Here is a 21584-nt window from a genome sequence, read left to right as displayed (position 1 = left end):
TCCAGCGGCAGCATTCCGGTGCAATCGGAGGACACGGACATCCCCGGCAATGTCGGCCTCGATCCGGAGGAACGAAGCCGGCGTGCCGAAATCATGTTCGCGCCGTTTCATGACCGCGTGGCCGCCCATCTCGACAACCGGGCAAAGCAGGGCAGAGCGACGCGGATCGCGACGATTCATTCCTTCACCCGGGTCTTCCTCGGTGTTGGCAGGCCCTGGCACGCCGGCGTCCTTTACGACCAGGCAATCGAGTTCGGCCAGGCAGTGCTTGCCGGCCTGAACATCGACGGTGCGCTCAATGTCGCGGCAAACGACCCCTACGTGATCAGCCGCGACGGCGACTACGCCATACCGGTCCATGGCGACGATCGCGGCATTCCCGCCGTCCTGATCGAGATCAGGCAGGACCTGCTGGCGGGCCGCTCCGGCATCGAGGAATGGGCGAAGCGGCTGGCCACAGCGTTACCGGCGCAGACAAGGCTTTGTGAACAAGCTCGGCTGCTCGAGCGCAACGCGAGAGCCGAGCCGTCGGTGAAAAGCCGGAGCGAACGATCGCTACGAGAAGATTTGCGACAGTTCTTCGACGCTGGTGCCTTCCTTGACCTGACGCAGCTCGACATAGCTGACCGCCGTGGCCACCGACAGCACCATCGACAGTACGGTCGACACCAAGGCTGCCAACACATCTGCAATGATCCCGCCAAACATGACGATGACTGCCAGCATTACCCACTGGATGACCATCGCGATGACCATCAGGATCAAGAACAGGCCAAATAGCGGCCAGCGGTTGCCCTTGGTCAGCACACGGCTGCGCGACATCGAACCGAACACGCCAAGCCGCTCCTGAATCAGAACCGGCACTGCCACGCACCATCCGAGCCACAAGATGATGCCGGGAACCAGCAAGGCTATCGACGCCAGGCCCGCACCCAGGCCGACGAGCAGGCCAATACCAAGGGTCGGCAGTAAATTGCGGATGGCTATCTGAATGCAGTCGCCAAACGTCGGCCGCTTGCCGTTCAAGTCCTCGATCGTCGCCCGCACCAGCGCCGACTGGAGCAGCAGCGCGAAAACGAACGATAGCAATCCCGTAATAACCGTAATCCATGAATTCTGAAACACCATTGAGGGATCGGCCGCGGCGCCGGGGTCGCCATGCAGAACCGCATCTATTTGCGGTTGGCTCCACAGCCGAAGAATAATCGCCGGCAAGCCTGAAAACAGGAGCGCGAGCCCAACGCACAAGCCGATGTTGCGGCCGATCACGGCGAAGCTGTTATTGAACACCCTGCCGATCTCGAATTTCTCAGGCCGTTCCAGTGTCGTTGAAGCCATGATTTCCCCCCGTGTTTCGCCGTAACAGTATCACGGCGCCCTAACAGTAATTCTGCCAAGATTGACGGTCGCCGTCCAGCCCACTTGCAATTCTTGTGCTGCATTGTCAGTGTCGGCTGGGAACCACAGGTTGCAGGGGAGCGGGTGGCGTTGGCACAGCCAGGCACAGCGGAAGCCGAACGGCTGACCAATCTGCACAAGCAGCTGATCGCCGATGAGTCGATCCAGTTCGACCTGCCGGCATATGTGCCGCCGAAGCCGCCCGAGTGGCTGAAACCGCTGCAGGATTTTTTGTCGTGGCTCGGTCCCTACATGATCTATCTGTTCTGGGGGGCGGTGATATCGAGCGTCGCAATCATCCTGCTTTTGGTCTTCCTCGAGGTGAAAGGCATCGCCTGGCGGCTGCCGTGGCAGCGCGCGCGGCCCGAAGTCGAAGACGAAGAAGCCTGGCGCCCAGACGCGGGCGCCGCGCAGATCCTGTTGTTGCAAGCGGATGCGTTGGCCGCACGCGGCGACTATGACGAGGCGGTTCACCTTTTGCTTCGGCGCAGCGTCGCCGATATTGCCGGCCGGCTGCCGGACTTCCTGCGCCCGTCGCTCACCGCGCGCGACATCGCCAATGCCCCTTCCCTGCCGGGAAGGGCACGCCATGCGTTTACCGAGATCGCCCGCATCGTCGAGGCGGCGCTGTTCGCGCGCCGGCCGGTTGGCGCGGAAGGCTGGCGGCAAGCACGCGGCGCTTATGAACGTTTCGCGTTCCGGGATGCCTGGACGTGAGCGCACCGGCGGTCGAGGCGCAGGAGCCGTTCAATCGAAAGACACTGTTTTGGGGGATTTTCGCCAGCCTGCTTGCGGCGGCCGGTTTCTTCCTGCTGTCCACCTATGCTCCCGATTTCCGGCAACCCCGCAATGGCGGCGCCACGCCGCTGTCGAAGAGCGGCGTCGGCTACGCCGGTCTGGTGGAATGGCTGCGGCTCACCGGTGAAGCGCCCTTGATGGCGCGGACCGAAGATGATCTTGCCAGAGATATACTGCTGATCGTCACCATCTCGCCCGACAGCGACCAGGAGGCGCTCGACCGCATCCTCAATCTTCGCCAGGACCAGAACACGCTCTTCGTGCTGCCCAAATGGCAGATCCTGCCGCTGCAGGGGCATGAAGGCTGGAACATGAAATTCGGGCGATTGCCCGGTTCGGTGGTGAACGAATGGCTTGGCCGCATCGCCGATGCGAAGATCGGTGCCGGCCAGAGCACGGCAAAGCAACTCGACATCGAAGGCAACATGGTTGCCGCACCCGAAGAATTGCAGTGGGTGGCCGACAAGTACCCTCTCATCGCAGCCGGCAATGACAAGGCCGTGCTTACCGAACTAGACGACAAGCCGTTCTATATCCTGACTGACCCCGACCTAATCAACAACGCCGCCCTCAAGGATCCCGAAAAGGCAGCAGCCGCGCTCGGGCTGATTGCCTTGCTCCAGCCCGACGACGGTCCGGTGATGTTCGATCTGACGCTGCACGGCGGGGGGCGGAAGTATGATCTGGCCAAGCTTCTGGTCGAGCCGCCGTTCCTGGCCCTGACACTGACGATCCTGATCGCGGCGGCCCTGGCGTTCCTGCATGGCCTTGGCCGGTTCGGCCCGGCGCGCGCCGACCAGCGTGCGATTGCCTTCGGCAAGCGTGCGCTGGTCGATACCACGGCGATGCTCATGCGGCGTGCCGGCCGGCTGGACGAGCTGGGAGGCCGCTATGCGGCCTTGATGCGGGTGCGCGCCGGCGCGCTGCTCGGGGCACCGCACGGACTGCAAGGCAAAGCGCTCGACCGCTGGCTCGACTCTCGCGATAAGGGGCAAGCTGGCGGCTTTGCGACGCGTTCGCAAGCCGCCGGCGAGGCGAAGAACCTGACGCAGATGCAACAGGCAGCAGAGCGGCTGCACGACTGGACGGCAAGGAGGCTCGGTGAACGTCGATGATGTGAAGGCCCTGGCGACACGGATCAGGGAAGAAGTTGCCAAGGCGATTACCGGGCAGCACGATACAGTCGACCTGATGCTGACCGCCTTGTTTGCGGGCGGGCATATCCTGCTCGAAGGTCCTCCCGGCACGGCCAAGACCATGACCGCACGCTGCTTCGCCCAGGCGCTTGGGATCGCCTACGGGCGGATCCAGTTCACGCCGGACCTGATGCCCGGCGATATCGTCGGGTCGAACATCTACAACTTCCAGACCGGGCAGTTCACGCTGACGCGCGGCCCGATCTTCTGCGATCTCCTGCTTGCCGACGAAATCAACCGCACGCCGCCCAAGACGCAGGCCGCACTGCTCGAGGCGATGCAGGAACATGCGGTCACCTTCGACGGCACCACGCATTCGCTCGGCCGCAACTTCATGGTCGTCGCGACCCAGAATCCAATCGAGCACCAGGGTGTCTATCCGCTGCCGGAGGCGCAGCTCGACCGCTTCCTGTTCAAGCACCGCGTCAGCTATCCCGGCCCCGAAGAAGAACGGGCCATCATCGTCCATCACGGCGGCGGCTCCGCCTCGCACGAGATCGCGCAATACGGCATCAAGGCGCAGACAGACCGCGAGACGCTGCAGGAGGCCCTTGAAGTCGTCGGCTCCGTCACCCTTGTCGACGATGTTGTCGGCTACATAGCGGCGCTGGTTCGGGCTACGCGCGAAAATGCCGATCTGGAAGTCGGAGCCAGCCCGCGCGCCGGCGCCATGCTGGCGCGGGCGGCGCGTGCCCGGGCGGCGCTGGACGGACGCGCCTATGTGATCCCCGACGACGTCAAGGCGCTGGCGGTGCCGGCACTGCGCCATCGCGTCATCCTTTCGCCTGCCGCCCAGATCGACGGCCGCCTGGTCGAGCAGATCGTCTCCGACCTGGTCGACCAGACGGAAGCACCACGTTGATCTATCCCAGCGGCCGAGCGGTGTGGGCAACTGCTGCCGGCGCGGTGCCGGCCTTCCTGGTCGCGCTGGCATTGCCGTCCTTCTGGTATCTGGGATTGCTGTGGAGTTGCCTGCTGCTTGCCTTCCTGGCGGTGGATGCCGCGGCGGGACGCGGACGGGCATCGCTGAATGCCAGCATCGATGCGCCGCAGCAGGTCGGTGTCGGTGGGGAATTCGGCGTGCAAATCACCGCTCGTCACTCGGGGCCGCGCGCCGCCGAGGCTCGCGTCGGCCACGATGCGCGTCTGGCGCCGGTGAGCGGCAGCGGCGGGGCCTTGCAGCCGACCGCCAGAAGCGGGTCGCTCAACCTCCGCTTCCAGGCGCTGCGGCGCGGCGTCGCCAGCTTCGACCGTCTCTGGGTGCGCTGGCGCGGGCCGTTTGGGCTGGTCTGGAACCAGGTCGTCCTGCCGGTGGAAAGCAAGATTGCGGTGCTGCCCGACGTCAGCAGCGCTCGCGGCGAGGCGATCACGCTGCTGCAACATGCGGCGCTTGCCGAAGGCCATGCGCAGCGCCGCGCCGGTCAAGGCCGCGAGTTCGACGCGCTCAAGGATTACCAGCCGGGCATGGGCCGGCGGATGATCGACTGGAAGCGCAGCGCCCGCCACGGCAAGCTGTTGGCGCGCGAGTTCCGCATCGAGGAGAACAACAACATCGTGCTGGCCATCGATAGCGGACGCCTGATGTGCGAGCCGGTCGACGGTATGCCTAAGGTGGACCGGGCTGTGACGGCCGCCTTGCTGTCGGCGTTCATCGCGCTGAAGGGCGGCGATATGGTCAGCCTGTTCGGCTTCGATGCAAGGCCGCGCGTTTCGAGCGGCGCGGTACGCGGCCCCGCCAACTTTGCGATGATCCAGAAACGAGCGGCGGAGATCGACTATTCCAGCGAGGAGACCAATTTCACGCTGGCGCTGACGACGCTCGCGGCGCGGCTCGACCGCCGCTCGCTCGTCATCATCTTCACCGATTTCGTCGATCCGATCAGCGCGGAATTGATGCTGCGCACCGTGGGCCGGCTCACCGAACGGCATCTCGTGCTGTTCATGCTGATGAAGGACACCGAACTGGAGGGCCTGGCCGATATGCCGCCACGCTCCGGCGAGGACGTTGCCCGCGCGGTCGTCGCCGGAGGGCTTTTGCGCGAAAGGCAGGTCGTCATCGGCCGGCTGCGCCTGCTCGGGGCGCATGTGATTGAAGCCGACCACAATCGGCTGGGTCCCGCGCTGGTCGAGCGCTATCTGCAGTTCAAGCAGGAGGACTTGCTGTGACGGCGCCAGTCGTCGACAATGCTGCACGTGGCGACGCGGTACGCCAGTCGCTGGCCAGCTTCCGCCGCGAGCGCGAGGCCGACTGGAAGGCATTCGAGGCGCTGCTGGCGCGTGTCGAGAAGCGTGCGCCGCGGACGCTTTCCGAAGAGGAGCTGCTGTCGCTGCCCCTGCTCTATCGATCGGCGTTGTCTTCCCTGTCAGTGGCGCGCGCAACCTCGCTCGACAATGCGCTGGTCGGCTATCTCGAAGCGCTGTCGCTGCGCGGTTATTTCTATCTCTACGGCGCGCGTCGCGGGCTGCGGCAGCGCCTCGCCGATTTCTTCCTGCACGACTGGCCCGAGGCCATTCGCGACCTGTGGCGCGAGACATTGGCGTCGGTCGCGCTGATGGTGATCGGCATTGGTGCAGGCGCCTGGCTGGTGGCATCCGACAAGAGCTGGTTCGACGCGATCATCCCACCCGGACTGGCAGGAGGCCGCGGCCCCGACACGTCGGCCGAACTGCTGCGCAACATGCTTTATGATGGCGACAATGGCTTTCTCTCAGGCTTTGCCGCCTATCTGTTCACGCACAACGTCCAGGTCTCAATCCTGGCCTTCGCCCTTGGCTTCGCCTTCGCGGTGCCGACAGTGCTGCTGATGCTGTTCAACGGCTGCATGATCGGGGCGTTGTTCCAAGTCTACTGGTCCAAGGGACTTGGCATGGAGCTCGGCGGTTGGCTGGCCATCCACGGCACCACCGAATTGTTCGCGATCGCTTTGGCCGGCGCGGCCGGCATGCGCATCGGCACCAGCATCGCCTTTCCCGGCGAATTGACACGCATGGCGGCAGCGGCTCGTGCCGGACGCATTGCCGCGAACGCCATGGTCTGGGTCTCGGTCATGCTGCTGTTTGCCGGGCTGCTCGAGGGAATTGGCAGGCAGACCATCACCAGCGACGTCACGCGCTACGCCATTGGCGGTGGCATGCTGGCGCTGTGGCTCGGCTATTTCTACCTGTTCCGGGCGGTGCGGCATGGCGCTCGGTAGGCGCGCCGCCTTCGCGGCCGTACGGCCGCTGATCACGCCCGAAGGCGTCGATCTCCGGATTAGGCTCGCCGACGCCGGCACGCGGGCCTCCGCCTTCCTTCTCGACGTCGTGTTCATCGCCGTGGCTGCAATCGTGATCACGATCGTCGCGCTGTTCGGAGTGGGAGGCCTTGGCAGCGAGGGGTTTCAGCCGCTCTTCGTCGTCTGGATCATCCTGATCTTCTTTCTGCGCAACGCCTACTTCATCGCCTTCGAAGCAGGCCGGCGCGCGTCTACGCCCGGCAAGCGGATCGTCGGCATCCGGGTCGCGTCGCGCAGTGGCGACGGCCTGTCGATCGACCAGGTCATTGCCCGCAACCTGATGCGCGAGATCGAGGTGTTCCTGCCGCTGTCGATCATCGCCGGACGCAGCGGGACCGACCTCGCCGACACGCTGACGACGGTGTTCGGACTGGTGTGGACGCTGCTGTTTGCCTTGTTCCCGCTGTTCAATCGAGACCGCATGCGGATTGGCGACCTGTTGGCAGGGACCTGGGTGGTCGAGGCGCCGAAGCGCGCCTTGCTTGAAGACCTGTCGGCACGACAGGATCCGGCGGCCGGCGCGTTCCGGTTCAGCCACACCCAGCTCGATGCCTACGGGATTGCCGAACTCCACAAGCTGGAGGAGGTGCTGCGCCGCGACGACTATTTCGCCCTGCGGACGGTGGCCGAAACGATCGGACGCAAGATCGGCGCGGCACCACAAGCCCATGACGCACGCGCATTCCTGACGGCGTATTATGGGGAGTTGCGGGCGCATCTCGAACGCAAGCTCCTGCTGGGCAACCGCAGGGCCGACAAGCATCAGCGTTAGACCGGAGGAGGGACGAGATGCAGGTCAAAATTAGCGCGATTGAGGAATCCAGGATAGATCGCGCAATTCAGGCGGCGGTCTCTGGGTCCTGGGAAGAATTCAGCAGCCTCACCGACACTCCCTTTCCAAACGACGAATCGATGCGAGAGCAATTCGACGATTCCTCCCCCAGACTTCAGCAAGTGGGCGGAAATTGGAAACGAGAAACGGGCGTTGAGATCCTGGATGACGGAGTGCGTTTAATAATAGTGAGAATAGAAGCGCCGCCCACGGTGGATATCGTTTTTTCACTGCATAGCACGAGCGAATTCAGTGACAGCACAATCGGTTTTCGGACATTTTTGCAGCAGCTGAATTGGGACTCCTAGCTATCGGTTTCGGCATTTCCGACCAGCGCCACCTCCTGCCCTAGCCCACCCACTTCTCGTAATCGGACACCAAGAGGTGCAGCGGTGCTGTGTCCTCGTCGATGTCCGCGAAGCGGCCGATCGGCTCGCGAAAAACGTTGTCGGTGAGATCGTCATTGACGGTCGAGACCTCGCCGATCAGCACGTCCTTGCCCTCGGCCCAGAAGGCGTGCCAGACGCCCGGCAGCAGCGTCACGCTCTGGCCTGGGTCGAGCTTCAGCAATCCACCCGCAGGCAGTCTGTAGATGGTTCCGTCGACAGGCACCGATACTTCGGCCTTCGGATCGATGCCGCCATCGCGGTCATGCATGAACAGCTCCAGCACCAGCTTGCCGCCGCCACGGTTGATGATGTCCTCGGCCTTGATATTGTGGCGGTGCATCGGCGACAGCTGATCCTTGCGCGAGATCATGATCTTTTCGGCATAGAGCATGCCCATGCCCTTCTTCATGTCCTCGTAGCGGCCGTTGCGTACGGTGAACAGGAACAGGCCGAGCTCGTCGAACTTGCCCTGGCCGTAATCGGTGATGTCCCAGCCAAGCCGCGACGAGAAGATGGCCGACGAATCCTGCCGGTGCGCCTTCATCTCTTCCGGCGACCAGTAGGCGAAGGGCGGCATGATGTAGCCGAACGAACGGATGAAGGCGTCGGCGTCGCGGATGATGTCGTTGATGGCGGAGCGTTTCATGATCATGATCCCTTCTTCAGGCGGCACCTACAGCGCATAACCGAACACCGATCCGGTGTCGACGTAAACCGCATTCTGGCCTCATGACATCGGCGACGATCAGGGCCATAAGTCCCGACAAATTCCCAAAGGTGACATTCCATGCGCAGCATAGACGACCTCGATACGCCGGCGATCCTGATCGACGCCCGCCGCGCAGAAGCCAACATCGCCCGGGCGCAGGCCCATGCCGACCGGCACGGGCTGAAGCTCCGGCCGCACATCAAGACCCACAAGCTGCCCTACTGGGCGAAAAAGCAGGTCGCGGCCGGGGCCATCGGCATCACCTGCCAGAAGATCGGCGAGGCCGAAATCATGGCCGATGCCGGACTGACCGACATCTTTCTGCCCTACAATATCCTCGGGCGGGCCAAGCTGGAACGCCTCAAGGCGCTGCACGGCCGCGTAACCCTGTCGGTGACAACGGACAGTATGGACACGCTGATGGGACTTGCCGCCACCTTTACCGATCCCGGCCACCGCCTGCCGGTGCTGGTCGAATGCGACACCGGCATGGGCCGCTGCGGTGTGCAGTCGGCCGGCGAGGCAGTCGCGCTGGCGAGCGAGATCGACAAGGTCCGGGGGCTCGTCTTCAGCGGCCTGATGACCTACCCGGGGGCGGGCCGCGCCGCCGAAACCGAGGCGTGGCTCGCCGATGCGCAGCAAGCACTTGCCGCAGCCGGCCTTGCTTGCGAGCGCATCTCCAGCGGCGGCACACCCGATATGTGGCGTTCCGGCGAGCATAGCGTCGTTACCGAATACCGGCCCGGCACCTACATCTATCTCGACCGCTACCAGGTCGCCAAAGGCGTCGGCAGCCTCGACGATTGCGCACTGACGGTGCTGTCGACGGTGGTCAGCCACCCAACGCCGACACGCGCCATCCTCGACGCCGGCAGCAAGGCGCTCTCCAGCGATACGCTGGGGCTCGCCGATTTCGGCGAGCTGCTGGGCATTTCAGGCGCAAGGGTGACCAGCCTCAGCGAAGAGCACGGCAACGTCACGCTGTCAGGCGGCGCCAAGCTTCGCATCGGCGAGCGCGTGCGCGTCGTACCCGACCATTGCTGCGTCGTCACCAACCTGTTCGACGAGGTGCATCTGATCGAAGGGGACAAGGTGATCAAGACGCTGCCGGTGGCAGCACGCGGGCGTATGGCTTGATACTATCGGTTGGTTACCGTTCAGCCTGCCTCGCGGCAACCCGGCGCATCGAAATGACCCGGCGGCGCCGGATCTCGGTGCGCATCGCCGTCAGGTGCAGCGCGAAGAAAAGCACGGTGAAGCCGAGTGCCATCACCAGCAAGGGCCACAACAGGCTTGGATCTATCGTCGGCCCACCAAGACGGAACACCGACGCCGGCTGATGCAACGTGTTCCACCAGTCGACCGAAAATTTGATGATCGGGATGTTAATGAAGCCTACCAGGGTTATGATGGCCGCTGCCCAGGCGGCGCGCCCGGCATCGTCTAGCGCGCGGGTCAGCGCGATGATGCCGAGATACATCAGGAACAGGATGAAAACCGAGGTCAGCCGCGCGTCCCACACCCACCAGGTGCCCCACATCGGCTTGCCCCAGATCGACCCGGTGATCAGCGCAAGGGCGGTGAAGACGGCGCCGATGGGTGCCGCCGATTTCAGCGCCACGTCGGCCAGCGGATGGCGCCAGACCAGCGTGCCCAGTGCCGAGACCGCCATCAGCGTGTAGCACATCATGGCAAGCCAGGCGAAAGGCACGTGGATATACATGATGCGAACGGTGATGCCCTGCTGGAAGTCCTCAGGCGCCGTGAAGCTCATATAGAGACCGACAGCGAGGACGACGGCGGCGACGCTCGCCAGCCACGGCACAACCTTGTCGGCAAGCCCGACGAACCGCGTCGGGTTGGCAATATCCATCCAGCCGGAGGGGCGTGAAGTCGTGTCGCTCATGCGGCCTTACATAGACCGCCGGCGGAGTTGCGGCAACCACAGCGGCGGTACGTCGTCTCTTCTCCCCTTGCGTGAGAAGGCGGATCGGCACGTAGCGTCGAGCCGGACGAGAGGTGCTGGACGAGTAAGGCGCCAATGATCGCCGTGCGCCGAAGTCTGGATTTTGGATGAGATTTGAGCCAAGCCGGAGCATCCCCTCATCCGACCTCGCTTCGCGAGGCCACCTTCTCCCGCAAGCAAGGGGAGAAGGCAGGCCGCGCTGCTCAGGCGGCTTCGTTCACCGGGCGGCTGAGGCGGCGAACCTCCTCGTCGTTGAGCAGGCCGCCGGCGCGCAGCAGGCTGGCGAAGCGACCGTTGCGCAGCGACAGTTCGGTGAACCCGCCCATCTCGACCACCCGGCCCTTGTCCATGAACACGACCAGATCGGCATCGCGAACGGTGGTCAGGCGGTGAGCGATGATGAAGGTGGTGCGGCCGCGCCGCAACTCGTCGATGGCGTCCTTGACGCGATCTTCCGTCTCGACGTCGAGCGCGCTGGTCGCCTCGTCGAGAACCAGGATGGGCGCGTCCTTCAGCACGGCGCGGGCGATCGCGATGCGCTGGCGCTCGCCACCGGACAGCTGTCCGCCGCGTTCGCCGACGACCGTGTCGTAGCCCTCGCTCTTCGACAGGATGAAATCCTGCGCGGCGGCGGCATTGGCCGCGGCATGGACCTCGTCATAGGTCGCCTCCGCACGGCCGACGCGGATGTTGTCCTCGATCGAGCGGTTGAGCAGGCCGGCATCCTGGAACACGGTGGCGATCGAATGGCGCAGCGACTTGCGGGTCACCGTGCGGGTGTCGATGCCGTCGATCAGGATACGGCCGCTGGACGGGGTAAAGACGCGCTGCAGAAGATTGATGAGCGTTGTCTTGCCGGCGCCCGTGGGGCCGACGATAGCGACAGTCTGGCCGGCCTGGACCTCGAACGACGCGTCGTCGACGCCCTGCCCGGAGTTGCCGAACTCGAAGCAGACATTCTCGAAACGGACGTGCCCCGTGACGTTGACGAGCTCGCGCAGCCCATCGGGTTCGGCGGCGTCGGATGCAGAGTCCTCGAGATGATAGAATTCCTCGAGCTTGGCGCGCGCCTCGGAAATCTGGTTGGCGAACGCCGACATCTGGTCGAGCCGGGCAATCAGCAGCGTGGCAAAGCCGGTAAAGGCGATGACGTCGCCGATCCGCAACTGGCCGTGCGTCACCAGATAGGCGCCAATCAAGAGCACCACCATCATCGAAATCGTCGACGACAGGCGGTGCAGCGCGTTGGCCATCGCCCACCAGTCGAGCACCGGATTCTGTGCGTCGAGCAGGTTCTTGACGTAGCGCTTCAGCGCCTCGGTCTCATGGCCGATGCGGTTGTAGCTCTGCAGGACGGCGACGTTGCTGACCGAGTCCGTCACATGCGCAAACACCTTGTGGTAGTGCCGCTCTACGGCCGCCTGGCCTTCCTTGGTGCGCCGCATCACCAGCCGTCCGATGCCGACATAGAGCGCGCCAAGCGCCAGCAGCACCATCGACATGCGGATATCCATGCTGAGCGCGGTGGGCACCAGCAGAACCAGCGCAACCGCGGTCGACAGATGCTGCCGCATGAATTCGAGCCAGAGGCTGAACAGGGTCTCGACCGCGCGCAGGAGCGTGTGCAGGGAATTGGAGGTGCCGCGCTGATGATGCCAGGCAAGCGGCATGGTGATCACGCGCTCGAACGACTGGCAGAGAACCTCGCTGCGCCGCTGGTGGGCAAAGCGGTCGGCGCCGCGCGCTACCAGAACGAAGGCGATGATATTGAACGCGCCGAGGCCGGCCCACATTGCGAGTGTCGCGAATACCGAGCCGCGGTCCGAAATGGCATCGATCACCCGGCCGAACATAATCGGCTCGAGAATGGCGATAATGGCAAGCGCGACATTCGCCCCGCAGATAAACGCAACGCGTTTCCTGTCGGCAGCGAGATAACCAAGGGCTCGCCAGTAGATTTGCAGAAGTGACACTTCAGCTACTCCGCCAATTATTTATGGTGCAGTGCGTCATTTTTTGACTCGTATCGGTTGACGCGTCGCAAAACAATGCTCGTCTACCTCTTCCGTTCCCATTCCGCGAACAAAAGATGACGACGCTTCGAAATTTGCCGTGATCGTCTAACAGTTTGAGATAAAAGGTGAAATGTCAGCGTTGCGGCAAAATCATGGCAACTGGAAAGCACTGCCACATTTTTAATCAGCAAGACCCCAGGCACGACGTCTAAAGTCGTGTGCAGGCATTCAGCAAGGTCAAACGCAAATATAACCGGTAGAGGCACTTGGAGCGCCCGCGCGTGCCCTGGGGAACCCTGAGCGACGCTCCAAGTCCTTGAATCTAGGTCGGTATTCTAACGACCACCTCGGCATTGTCGCCGGCTTTTGGCTCGAAGGACGAAGATTTGGTCTTCGTGCCATTCACTTCAAGTGAGATGGCCCGGGCCTTTTTGTCGCGGACGACGCGTACCTTGATCTCGGCGCCCAGCATCTTCAGGGTTGCCGAATAGCCGCCCCAATGGCTGGGAAGTCTCGGCGTGAATTGAATGCGCTGTCCGCGGCGCTCTATGCCGAGAATGCTCTCGACCGCAGCACGATAAAGCCAGCCCGCCGACCCGGTATACCAGGTCCAGCCGCCGCGGCCGCCCTTGTCTTGCCCGGAATAAACATCGGCCGCGACGACATAAGGTTCCACGCGGTAGCGCTCTGCCGCGGCTTCATCGCGCGCATGGTTGACCGGATTTAGCATCGAAAGGCAGCGGTAGGCATCGTCGGTGCGACCCATCTCGGCGAGCGCAATAACGAACCATGTCGCGGCGTGCGTGTATTGGCCCCCGTTTTCACGGACCCCCGGCGGATAGCTCTTGATGTAGCCCGGGTCCTTTTCCGTCTTCGAGAAGGGCGGAGTGAACAGTTTTACGATCTTGAGCTCGTCGTCGACGAGCGCTTTCATCGCCTGCCCCATTGCCGTGGTCGACCGCGCCGGGTCGCCCTCGCCCGAAAGCACGCTCCAGGACTGGGCGATCGAGTCGATCTTGCACTCGTCCGATTTGCGCGAGCCGAGCGGCGTGCCGTCGTCGAAGCTGCCGCGCCGATACCACTCGCCATCCCAGGCGGTGCTTTCCAGCGCCCGCTTCAGCACCTCGGCGTGCTTCGTCCAGGCTTGCACGCGCTTGGCATCGCGCTCTGCCTTGGCGACAGCGGCAAATTCGCCCAGCGTCTTCAGCAGGAACCAGCCCAGCCATACGCTCTCGCCCTTGCCGTGCTCGCCGACGCGGTTCATGCCGTCGTTCCAGTCGCCGCCGAGGATCAGCGGCAGCCCGGCCGGGCTGCTGCGCTTGACAGCAAGATCGAGCGCCCGCGCGCAGTGGTCGTAGAGCGAGGCTGTCTTCTTCGAGATTTCCGGGATGAAGAACGCATCGTGCTCGCCTTCGCCCAGCGCCTGCCCCTCGATGAAGGGCAGTTGCTCCTTCAGGATCGCGGTGTCACCGGTCACCAGCAGGTAGCGCGCGGTAGCGTGGGCCAGCCAGACCACGTCGTCAGAGATCATGGTGCGGACGCCGGCCTCGGTGCGCGGCAGCCACCAATGCTGCACGTCGCCTTCGGGAAATTGCCGCCGCGCCGCGTTGAGGATCTGATCGCGCGCCAGCTTGGGGTCGTGCGCCAGCAAGGCCAAGGTGTCCTGCAACTGATCGCGGAAGCCGAAGGCACCGCTCGCCTGATAGAACGCAGAGCGGGCACGGATGCGGCAGGCCAGGCTCTGATAGGGCAGCCAGTGATTGACCATGGCGTCGAGGGCTTTGTCCGGCGTCTCGACCTGGATGGTGTCGAGAAAACCGCGCCATGTGCGCTCGTTGTCGGCCAGCCGCTGATCGAAATCCCTGGAGCGATGGGTCTGCACCAGCGCGCTGGCCTCGTTGGGCGAGGCCGCGTCGCCGAGCAGCCAGAGCAGCGTGACATCGCCACCGGCAGCAATGTCGATGTCGCGTGCGATGGCCGCGCAGGGATCGTCGCCGGCCTCTACGCGGCCCGACAGGTCGGCGCCGCTCAGCACCGCATGCGGAAACTCGCTCGTGCCTTGCCTGCCGATGAATTCGCCGCGGTCGGCGGTGACGGAATGCACCGCACCGTCGGCGGCCAGAAAGGCGATTCGCTCGCCGAAATCGAGTCCATAGGGATTTTGCGCCAGCAATGCGCCGGTTGCGGCATCCCTCGACGGAACGATGCTTGCAGCGGTGCGCGAGCGATGGCCGCCAAGAACCCATTCCGCATAGGCGTAGACGCGCAGCCGCATCGGCACCGAACCCGAATTCTGGATGCGCAGCCGCGATATCTTCACCGGATCGACGGGATCGACGACATGGGTCAGGTCCATCGTCAGCGGCCCGCGTTGTGAGCGGAACGTCGAAAAACCCTGCCCGTGCCAGGTTTCGTAGGTCATTGTCGGGTCACGCACCACGGCAGCCATCGGCGAGAACGCCCTGCCACTGGCATGATCGTAGATATAGATGCCCTCGCCCGGCCGGTTGGTGACCGGATCGTTCGACCATGGCGTCAACTGATAGTCGCGGCTGTTGCGGCTCCAGGTGAAGGCAGCGCCTTCAGCCGAAATGTGGAACCCGAACGATGGGTTGGAGATCACGTTGATCCACGGCTGCGGCGTCGTGCGCCGGCCGGCAAGACGCACGACGTAGTGGCGTCCGTCGCCGTCGAAGCCGCCGAAACCGTTCCATTGGTCGAGCCCGCTGCCGTCGACGCGGCCCTCGATCAGTGCCTGGGCGGCAGATGCTTGCGACGTCGGCACCGGCAAGGACGGCTCGCGAAGCGCTGCAAGGTCTGCCGGCTGGAGGGCGGCGTCCCGCGCCTGCAGTGCCGCAGCCTCGGCGCGCTCGATCTGGTCGAAGATGGTGCCGTTGCGCGTATGCAGCACCACCCGAGCGACGGCGAGCAAGGTCCTGTAGGTCGTTTCCTCCATCAGATCGCGTCGCACCGCGAAGATGTGCTGGCGGGGTCCGAGTTCCTTGCCGCGCAACCGGCTGTTTTCGCACAGCGTCTCCACCGCGCGCTGCAGGTCCTGCACGTAGGATGACGCCTGCTCGTTGACGACGACAAAATCGATCATCATGCCGCGGGCGCGCATGTATTCCTGGAAGCGAAGCGCCTGGGCGACGATCTCCAGATCGGCGACATCGGCGATCCTGACCAGGAAAATCGGAAAATCGCCGGATATGCTGGTCGGCCACAGGCTGGACTGCCTGCCGAGCCCGGAGACGATGGATTCGCCGGGAAGGCGCAGGAACGGGTCGGGATAGATCAGATAGCGCGCCAGCTTCTGCACATTGGCGGCGTCCGACAGACTGAGGCCAAGGTGCCGGGTCTGCACCTGCGAGCGCGTCCAGGCGAGCATCGCCTGGCGGGCGAAGCTTTCGGGATGGTCGAGCCGGGCGATGGCGGCATCCAATTCGGCGCGATGGGTACCGACGACGGTCCAGAAGGTCAGCGAAATCTTCTTGTTGGCCGGCACGCGCACCTGCCGGCGAAGCGATGCAATCGGATCCAGGGTGAAGCCGGAATGGCCGCCAAGCTTGGCGCCGGGATCAAAGGCAACCGCCTCGGTGATAGTGCGGCCACGGCCGATGAAGGCGCGCCTGTCGGTTTCCGCCTCGGCGTCGCGCGCCGATCCAGACGGGTCGGTGACGAAATGCACCATGGTGACGTCGGGTTCGTCCTTTTCGCGCTTGCGCCTGGTGGCGAAGATCGCGCCGTTGTTCGGCGCGATCTCGGTTTCCACGAACATCTTCGAAAAAGCCGGATGGGCATTATCGGAGGGCTCGGAGCCCAGCACCAGTTCGGCAAACGAGGTTACTTCGATATGCCGGTCGGCGGGGCCATCATTGTGGAGCGTCACCCGTCGGCCCTCACCATTGCCTTCCGAGATGACGATGCACTCGACTTCCGAACGCAGCGATCCAACCGATTTGACGAAGCTCGCCTTGTCGTCGGAAAACAGGGTCTGCGCCCGCTCGCCGGCGGCACGCTTCGGCTCGGCGGTGGCCGACCACCAGTCGCCGTTGCTGGCGTCGCGCAGGAAAATATAGGAACCAAGGCGGTCCTCGGTCGGATCCGGCTGCCAGCGCGTGACGGCAAGGTCACCCCAGCGGCTGTAGCCGGAGCCGGTGGCGGTGACCATGACCGAGTAGCGGCCATTGGACATGACACTGGTCGAGCGCAGCGCCTTGAGCGGATCGAGCACGATGCGGGTGTCCGGGCTTTCCAGCTCGGTCTCGTCCTTCGAGCGCTCGTCGGCCTCGGTCCTAACGGTCGCAGTCGGGATGTCGCGCGGCGCCCTTTCCTGCAGCAGCAATTCGGCCGACTCGATCACCGGATCGCTGTGGAAGCGGTCGCGCAGGCGCCCTTCGAAGATCGCATCGGCAACTGCGGCAATCGACATGCCGGAGTGGTGGGCCATGTAGTTGAGCACGACGGCGTGGTCGGTGCCCTCGGGGACGCGTTGCGGCGTGAAATCCACCGCGTCGTAGAAACCGTGCCGGCCCAGCGCGCCCAACCGCCTCAGCCTGGCCAGGTTCTGCACGGATTCATGCGGCGTAAACTGCGCTGCCAGCACGGTCGCGTAAGGCGCAATTACCGTATTTTGGCCAAGGCCGCGCTTCAGGCCGAGCCCGGGCACGCCGAAATTGGTGTACTGATAGGTCAGTTCACGGTCGCGGGCGTTGTAGGCCGCTTCCGAAATCCCCCAGGGTACGTTCTTCGAACGGCCATACTGGATCTGGCGCTTGATGATGAGCTTGCTGGTCTGGTTGAGAATGCTGCCTTGCGGCTCCTTCATCACCAGGGGCGGCATCAGATATTCGAACATCGAGCCGGACCAGGACATCAGTGCGCCCTGGAAGCCGATCTCGACGATCGGCCGGCCGAGCCGGAACCAGTGCTCGGTCGGCAAATCGCCCTTGGCGATGGCGAACAGGCTGGTCAGCCGCGCCTCGGAGGCCAAAAGATCGTAGCAGCTTTCGTCGAGCTGATGCTCCTCGACCCGGTAACCGATCGACAGGAGCTTGCGTTCGGGCCGCATCAGGAAGGAGAAATCCATCTCGAAGGCGAAACGGCGCGTGCGCTCGCGCAACGTCAGAAGCTTGGCCCGCAATGCCGCGACGGCGTTTTCGTCGCTGTGCGCGTCGTGCACATGCGCCTCGCAGGTGGCTTCGAGCCTGGCCGCCCAATCGGCGATGGTGTCGCTCTGGGTCGACGCTGCCTCGGTGTGGATGGCTGTCGCGAGCTTGCGTATCTCGCCGGCCAGGACGGCCAGGTTGATGGTACGGATCGACGCCATCTCCGGCTGCGCCTTGATCAATTCGACCGCCCGCCGCATGCCATCGAGACGGTCGGCGAGCCGCTGGCGCAAGGGCCGCAATTGACGCCGGTCGTCGGGCAGTTCCTCAAGGCTTTCGTCGAGGATGGTGACGGTGTCGAGTATGCCTTCGAAGTCGCCCTGCACATGCACCGACGGCGCTTCGGCCCATTCGGCGCAGGCTGCGGCCACAGCCACCAGATGGCCGGCGAGATTGCCGCTGTCGACTGCAGAAATGTAAAGCGGATAGAGCGGCTTCAACGTCGTGGTGTCGTACCAGTTGAAGAGATGACCGCGATCGCGCGGCATGCTCTCGATGGTCGACATGGTCGCGTCGATGCGGTTGACGGCGTCGGAGAGGCTGATCCAGCCGAAATCGCGTGCCGAAATCACCGACAGCAGGTAGACGCCGATATTGGTCGGCGAGGTGCGGGGCGCCACCACGGGGGCCGGGCTTTCCTGGAAATTATCCGGCGGCAGATGGTGATGCTCGGCCGTCACGAAGGTCTCGAAATAGTGCCATGTACGCCGCGCCACCGTGCGCAGCGCGTGGATGTCGGCGGCCGATATGCGCAGGCGGTCCTCGGTTTCGGCCGAACGGCTGATCCAGCAGGCGATGGCGGGCGAGCCGATCCAGAACAAGGCAAAGAAGAAGGCGACGAAGGCGCCGGTGGAATCGGCCAGCACCGGGACGGCGAGGCCGACGACGCCGATGATCACGGCGCCGTACATGATGCTGTAGTAGGAGCCGAGATCGTTGTCGCTGCCCTTGTGCGCCTGCGAGGCGGTGCGCCATTCGAGCAGGTTCTGGCGGCTGACGAACAGGCGGTAGAGCGTGCGGATGATTGCGTCGCCCATCATCCACGCAAGGTGCGCCATCAGGACGATCTTCAGAGCCACCAGGGCGGTACCGAAGGCAACGTCGCGTGCCAGTGCCGAGAAATGGCCGCGCGGCGTCTGATCGCCGCTCTTCGGCAGGATGGCGTTGACGATGTCGAAAGTGGGCGCCATGAACAGCGTGAGGATCAGCAGCGCCTGCCATTGCGCCGCCTGCGTGAAGGGGAGCAGCGTCCAGCCGGCGATCGCGGCCATCACCCAGAAGATCGGCGTCACCGAGCGGCGCAGATTGTCCACCATCTTCCAGCGCGACAGCGCCGGCACGTTTGAGCGCGGGCCGAGGATGAAGCCCAGAAGCTGCCAGTCGCCGCGTGCCCAGCGATGGTGGCGCGACGCATCGACCGAATAGCGGGTCGGATAGTCCTCGACCAGTTCGACGTCGGTGACCAAGGCCGAGCGCGCCAGGGCGCCTTCGAGCAGATCATGGCTGAGGATGGTGTTTTCCTCGATGCGGCCCTTCAGCGCCGCCTCGAAGGCGTCGACATGGTAAAGACCCTTGCCGGTGAAGGAACCGTCGCCGAAGATGTCCTGGTAGAGGTCCGACACCGCAAAGACGTATGGATCGAGCCCGCGATTGGCGGAAAAGACACGCTGAAAGAACGATGCCTCGTCGCCGCTGGTCAGCGACGCGGTGATGCGCGGCTGCAGGATGGAATAACCTGCAGTAACCTCGCGCCGTGCGACATCGAAATGCGGACGGTTGAGCGGGTGGCAAAGCTTGCCGGCCAGCGCAGCGACGGCGTCGCGGGTGGTGCGGGTGTCGGCGTCCAGCGTCATGACGTGGACGACGCTCTCCGGCAATGGCACTTCCAACGGCAGGAAGGTGGTGTCGCTGTCGCCGCGCAGCAGAAGGTTCAATTCGTGCAGCTTGCCGCGCTTGCGCTCCCAGCCCATCCAGACGCCTTGCGATGCGTTGTAGAGCCGGCGCCGATGCAGCAGATAAAAGCGCGGCGCGCCTTCCGAGGGATAGCGGGCGTTCAGCCTGGCGATTTCGGCACGTGCGAATTCGAGGATTTCGACATCCGCCGTATCGATCTCGGTCTTCGAGTCCGGCCAGTCGGAAAGCAGCGCGAAATAGACCTCACCCGCCGTGTTGGCGAGGTGATGCACCTCGATGTTGCGGATGTTCTCCTCGACATCGTCGCGCGAGCCGATCAGCGACGGCACCACCACCAGCGTGCGCGCCTCGGGCGGCACACCGTGCCTGAAATCATAGCCGACGAGACGTGTCGGTTTCAAAAACAGCGAGACGACGGTGTTGAAGAATGCGAGCGCGCCTTCGCTGGCCGGCACCGCGAACAGGGCCAGCATCAGGACGATCGACGGCACCGACAGGCCGAGATTGGCAAGCGCATTGCCGGAAACGACCAGAAGCAGGACCGTCAGCGCAAACACCGGCACGACGATGCCCAGCCATCCGGTCTTGCGGAACGTCCGGTTCAGCGTCTTGCCGATGGTCGGCCGGTAGCCGATCGACCGCTCGAGCTCCTGCCGGCGCGGGCCGACCAGAAAGAAGCCGACGTCGGTGTGAGCGATCGGGCCGCTTTCGGAGCCCGGTGCATCGGCAGCATGGCCGGCGAGCTCGATCGCCCTTTCGGCAACGCGAAATTCGGAGAGATCGGAACGGCGCGCCAACTCCTCGATCGCAGTCCGGTATTGGTCGCGCGAAAAGAAATCGAGCGCGGCGAAATCGGTGCGTTCGCGCAGCAAGGTGTCGATGCGGCTGACGCCCTCGAACCACACCGTCCAGTCGACGTCGTTGATCAGGCGCAGGCCGCGGATGATGTTGCCGGTGGTCACGTTGCCGCTGGACAGCGTGTGGTGCTCGCTGAGGATGATCTCCTCGGCGTCGGAGCCGGTCCTTTCCAGCTCACCCTCCAGCCATTCCAGCGCCCTGCCGGCATTTTGCGAGCCGTCACGCAGCCGGTAGAGCAACTGGGTGGCGAAGGTGGTGTCCTGCGCATGGGCGCTGTAGTGGGAAAGTATCGCCTGCCGGTCGGCGCTGTCGTCCGTCGCCAGCACACGGTCGGCGACCTCGTTGGCGATCTGGCGCAGTTCCCGCGTGCGATTGACGCGGACCGCGATCCGGCGAAGGTTCTCGATCAGGACGAAGCGCAGCAGCGACGGCAGCGCCCATAATTCGCCAATCTTCAGCGGCTCGACGGACTGGAAGCCTTCGACGATCGCCTTGAACATGGCCGACGAGACGGAACTGTCGGAATGCGCGACATAGGTCCACGCGACCGCCAGGGCGCGCGGCACGCTGGATCCATCCGACAGTTTCAGCGTCGGCAACTGGCGATAGAAGCGGCGCGGCAGGTCGCGCTTGACCTGAAAAATGGTCTCCTCGACCAGGTAGTTGTTGTCGAGCAGCCACTGCGCCGCGGGCGTGATCGTTTCGCCCCTCGCCTGGGCAGCGTTGGTGGAACGGTAGACATCGAGAATCTTCCTGGCGCTGTCGCGGATGCGCGCCTGAAAATCGAAAGGCGTCAGACCGAACAAATCCTTGGCATCGCCATTGGCAAGGGCTGCGCCCAACGCTCGGAGCCGATCTTCCGGCAGGAAATGGGAGCGTATCGGCTCGTCGGTGACAGCCGGGAAGCTGGCGCTCGTCTTTTCGATCTGTGCGAGATTGGTCTGGATATTCATCTAAGGTTCCGTGTTGGGGACGCGGTGCGGCGTCACCGCCACGGCAATGTCCCTAAAACCGGTCCAAATGCAATTGGTTGCATCGCAACACTTGGCCGAAAGTTTGTTTCCGC

Annotated in this window: 13 protein-coding genes and 1 pseudogene; 9 read left to right on the top strand and 5 right to left on the bottom strand. The window is 64.0% G+C overall.

Features of this window, described 5'->3' with window-relative positions; all coding sequences use genetic code 11:
• Positions 1-18: 18 nt before the first annotated feature.
• Positions 19-354, top strand: a pseudogene (locus NKI63_RS06415) (N-formylglutamate amidohydrolase); the annotation flags it as partial.
• A gap of 201 nt (positions 355-555) precedes the next feature.
• Here the strand turns inward: NKI63_RS06415 and NKI63_RS06410 are convergent.
• Positions 556-1338 carry a hypothetical protein gene (locus NKI63_RS06410; RefSeq protein WP_352820769.1) on the bottom strand — a complete coding sequence of 261 codons (783 nt, stop codon included), beginning with the start codon at positions 1336-1338 and terminating at the stop codon, positions 556-558.
• Between the two features lie 144 nt (positions 1339-1482).
• Here NKI63_RS06410 and NKI63_RS06405 point away from each other — a divergent pair, with 144 nt between their 5' ends.
• From NKI63_RS06405 to NKI63_RS06375, 7 genes are read left to right on the top strand one after another with little or no spacing between them, the layout of a single operon-like run.
• Positions 1483-2115 carry a DUF4129 domain-containing protein gene (locus NKI63_RS06405; protein ID WP_352506548.1) on the top strand — a complete coding sequence of 211 codons (633 nt, stop codon included), beginning with the start codon at positions 1483-1485 and terminating at the stop codon, positions 2113-2115.
• Positions 2112-3311 (top strand): DUF4350 domain-containing protein, encoded by a 1200-nt coding sequence (locus NKI63_RS06400; protein ID WP_352820767.1) that lies wholly within the window; start codon positions 2112-2114, stop codon positions 3309-3311. The genes NKI63_RS06405 and NKI63_RS06400 overlap by 4 nt, the downstream gene beginning before the upstream one ends.
• Entirely contained in the window at positions 3298-4254 is a 957-nt protein-coding gene (locus NKI63_RS06395; protein WP_352506550.1) for an AAA family ATPase, read from the top strand. Before NKI63_RS06400 ends, NKI63_RS06395 begins: the two co-directional genes overlap by 14 nt.
• On the top strand, positions 4251-5558 hold the full coding sequence (locus tag NKI63_RS06390) for a DUF58 domain-containing protein (RefSeq protein WP_352820765.1): 1308 nt from the start codon (positions 4251-4253) through the stop codon (positions 5556-5558). Before NKI63_RS06395 ends, NKI63_RS06390 begins: the two co-directional genes overlap by 4 nt.
• On the top strand, positions 5555-6586 hold the full coding sequence (locus tag NKI63_RS06385; protein ID WP_352820763.1) for a stage II sporulation protein M: 1032 nt from the start codon (positions 5555-5557) through the stop codon (positions 6584-6586). Before NKI63_RS06390 ends, NKI63_RS06385 begins: the two co-directional genes overlap by 4 nt.
• Positions 6573-7439 (top strand): RDD family protein, encoded by an 867-nt coding sequence (locus NKI63_RS06380; RefSeq protein WP_352506553.1) that lies wholly within the window; start codon positions 6573-6575, stop codon positions 7437-7439. Before NKI63_RS06385 ends, NKI63_RS06380 begins: the two co-directional genes overlap by 14 nt.
• Positions 7440-7456: 17 nt before the next feature.
• The gene (locus tag NKI63_RS06375) at positions 7457-7807 is read left to right on the top strand and encodes a hypothetical protein (protein WP_352506554.1); all 351 of its coding nucleotides are present in this window, start codon (positions 7457-7459) and stop codon (positions 7805-7807) included.
• Positions 7808-7847: 40 nt separating this feature from the next.
• On the opposite strand, the gene NKI63_RS06370 is transcribed toward NKI63_RS06375, so the two are convergent.
• Positions 7848-8534, bottom strand: a complete 687-nt coding sequence (locus tag NKI63_RS06370; protein WP_352506555.1) for a D-lyxose/D-mannose family sugar isomerase — start codon at positions 8532-8534, stop codon at positions 7848-7850.
• Between the two features lie 141 nt (positions 8535-8675).
• Here NKI63_RS06370 and NKI63_RS06365 point away from each other — a divergent pair, with 141 nt between their 5' ends.
• A complete protein-coding gene (locus NKI63_RS06365) occupies positions 8676-9734 on the top strand; it encodes a D-TA family PLP-dependent enzyme (RefSeq protein WP_352506556.1) in 1059 nt (352 codons plus the stop codon).
• Positions 9735-9747: 13 nt separating this feature from the next.
• Here NKI63_RS06365 and NKI63_RS06360 read toward each other — a convergent pair whose 3' ends face one another.
• The 3 genes from NKI63_RS06360 to NKI63_RS06350 all read right to left on the bottom strand — a co-directional run bounded on the left by NKI63_RS06360 (position 9748) and on the right by NKI63_RS06350 (position 21471).
• Positions 9748-10503 carry a heme ABC transporter permease gene (locus NKI63_RS06360; protein ID WP_254817503.1) on the bottom strand — a complete coding sequence of 252 codons (756 nt, stop codon included), beginning with the start codon at positions 10501-10503 and terminating at the stop codon, positions 9748-9750.
• 263 nt (positions 10504-10766) lie between these two features.
• Entirely contained in the window at positions 10767-12536 is a 1770-nt protein-coding gene (locus NKI63_RS06355) for a glucan ABC transporter ATP-binding protein/ permease (protein ID WP_254817502.1), read from the bottom strand.
• A 364-nt stretch (positions 12537-12900) separates the two neighbouring features.
• Positions 12901-21471 (bottom strand): glycoside hydrolase family 94 protein, encoded by an 8571-nt coding sequence (locus NKI63_RS06350; protein ID WP_352820760.1) that lies wholly within the window; start codon positions 21469-21471, stop codon positions 12901-12903.
• Positions 21472-21584: the final 113 nt, after the last annotated feature.

The organism is Mesorhizobium sp. M0410 (assembly GCF_040321435.1).
Classification (GTDB): Bacteria; Pseudomonadota; Alphaproteobacteria; order Rhizobiales; family Rhizobiaceae; genus Mesorhizobium.
This window is presented reverse-complemented; position numbering and strand designations above follow the sequence as displayed.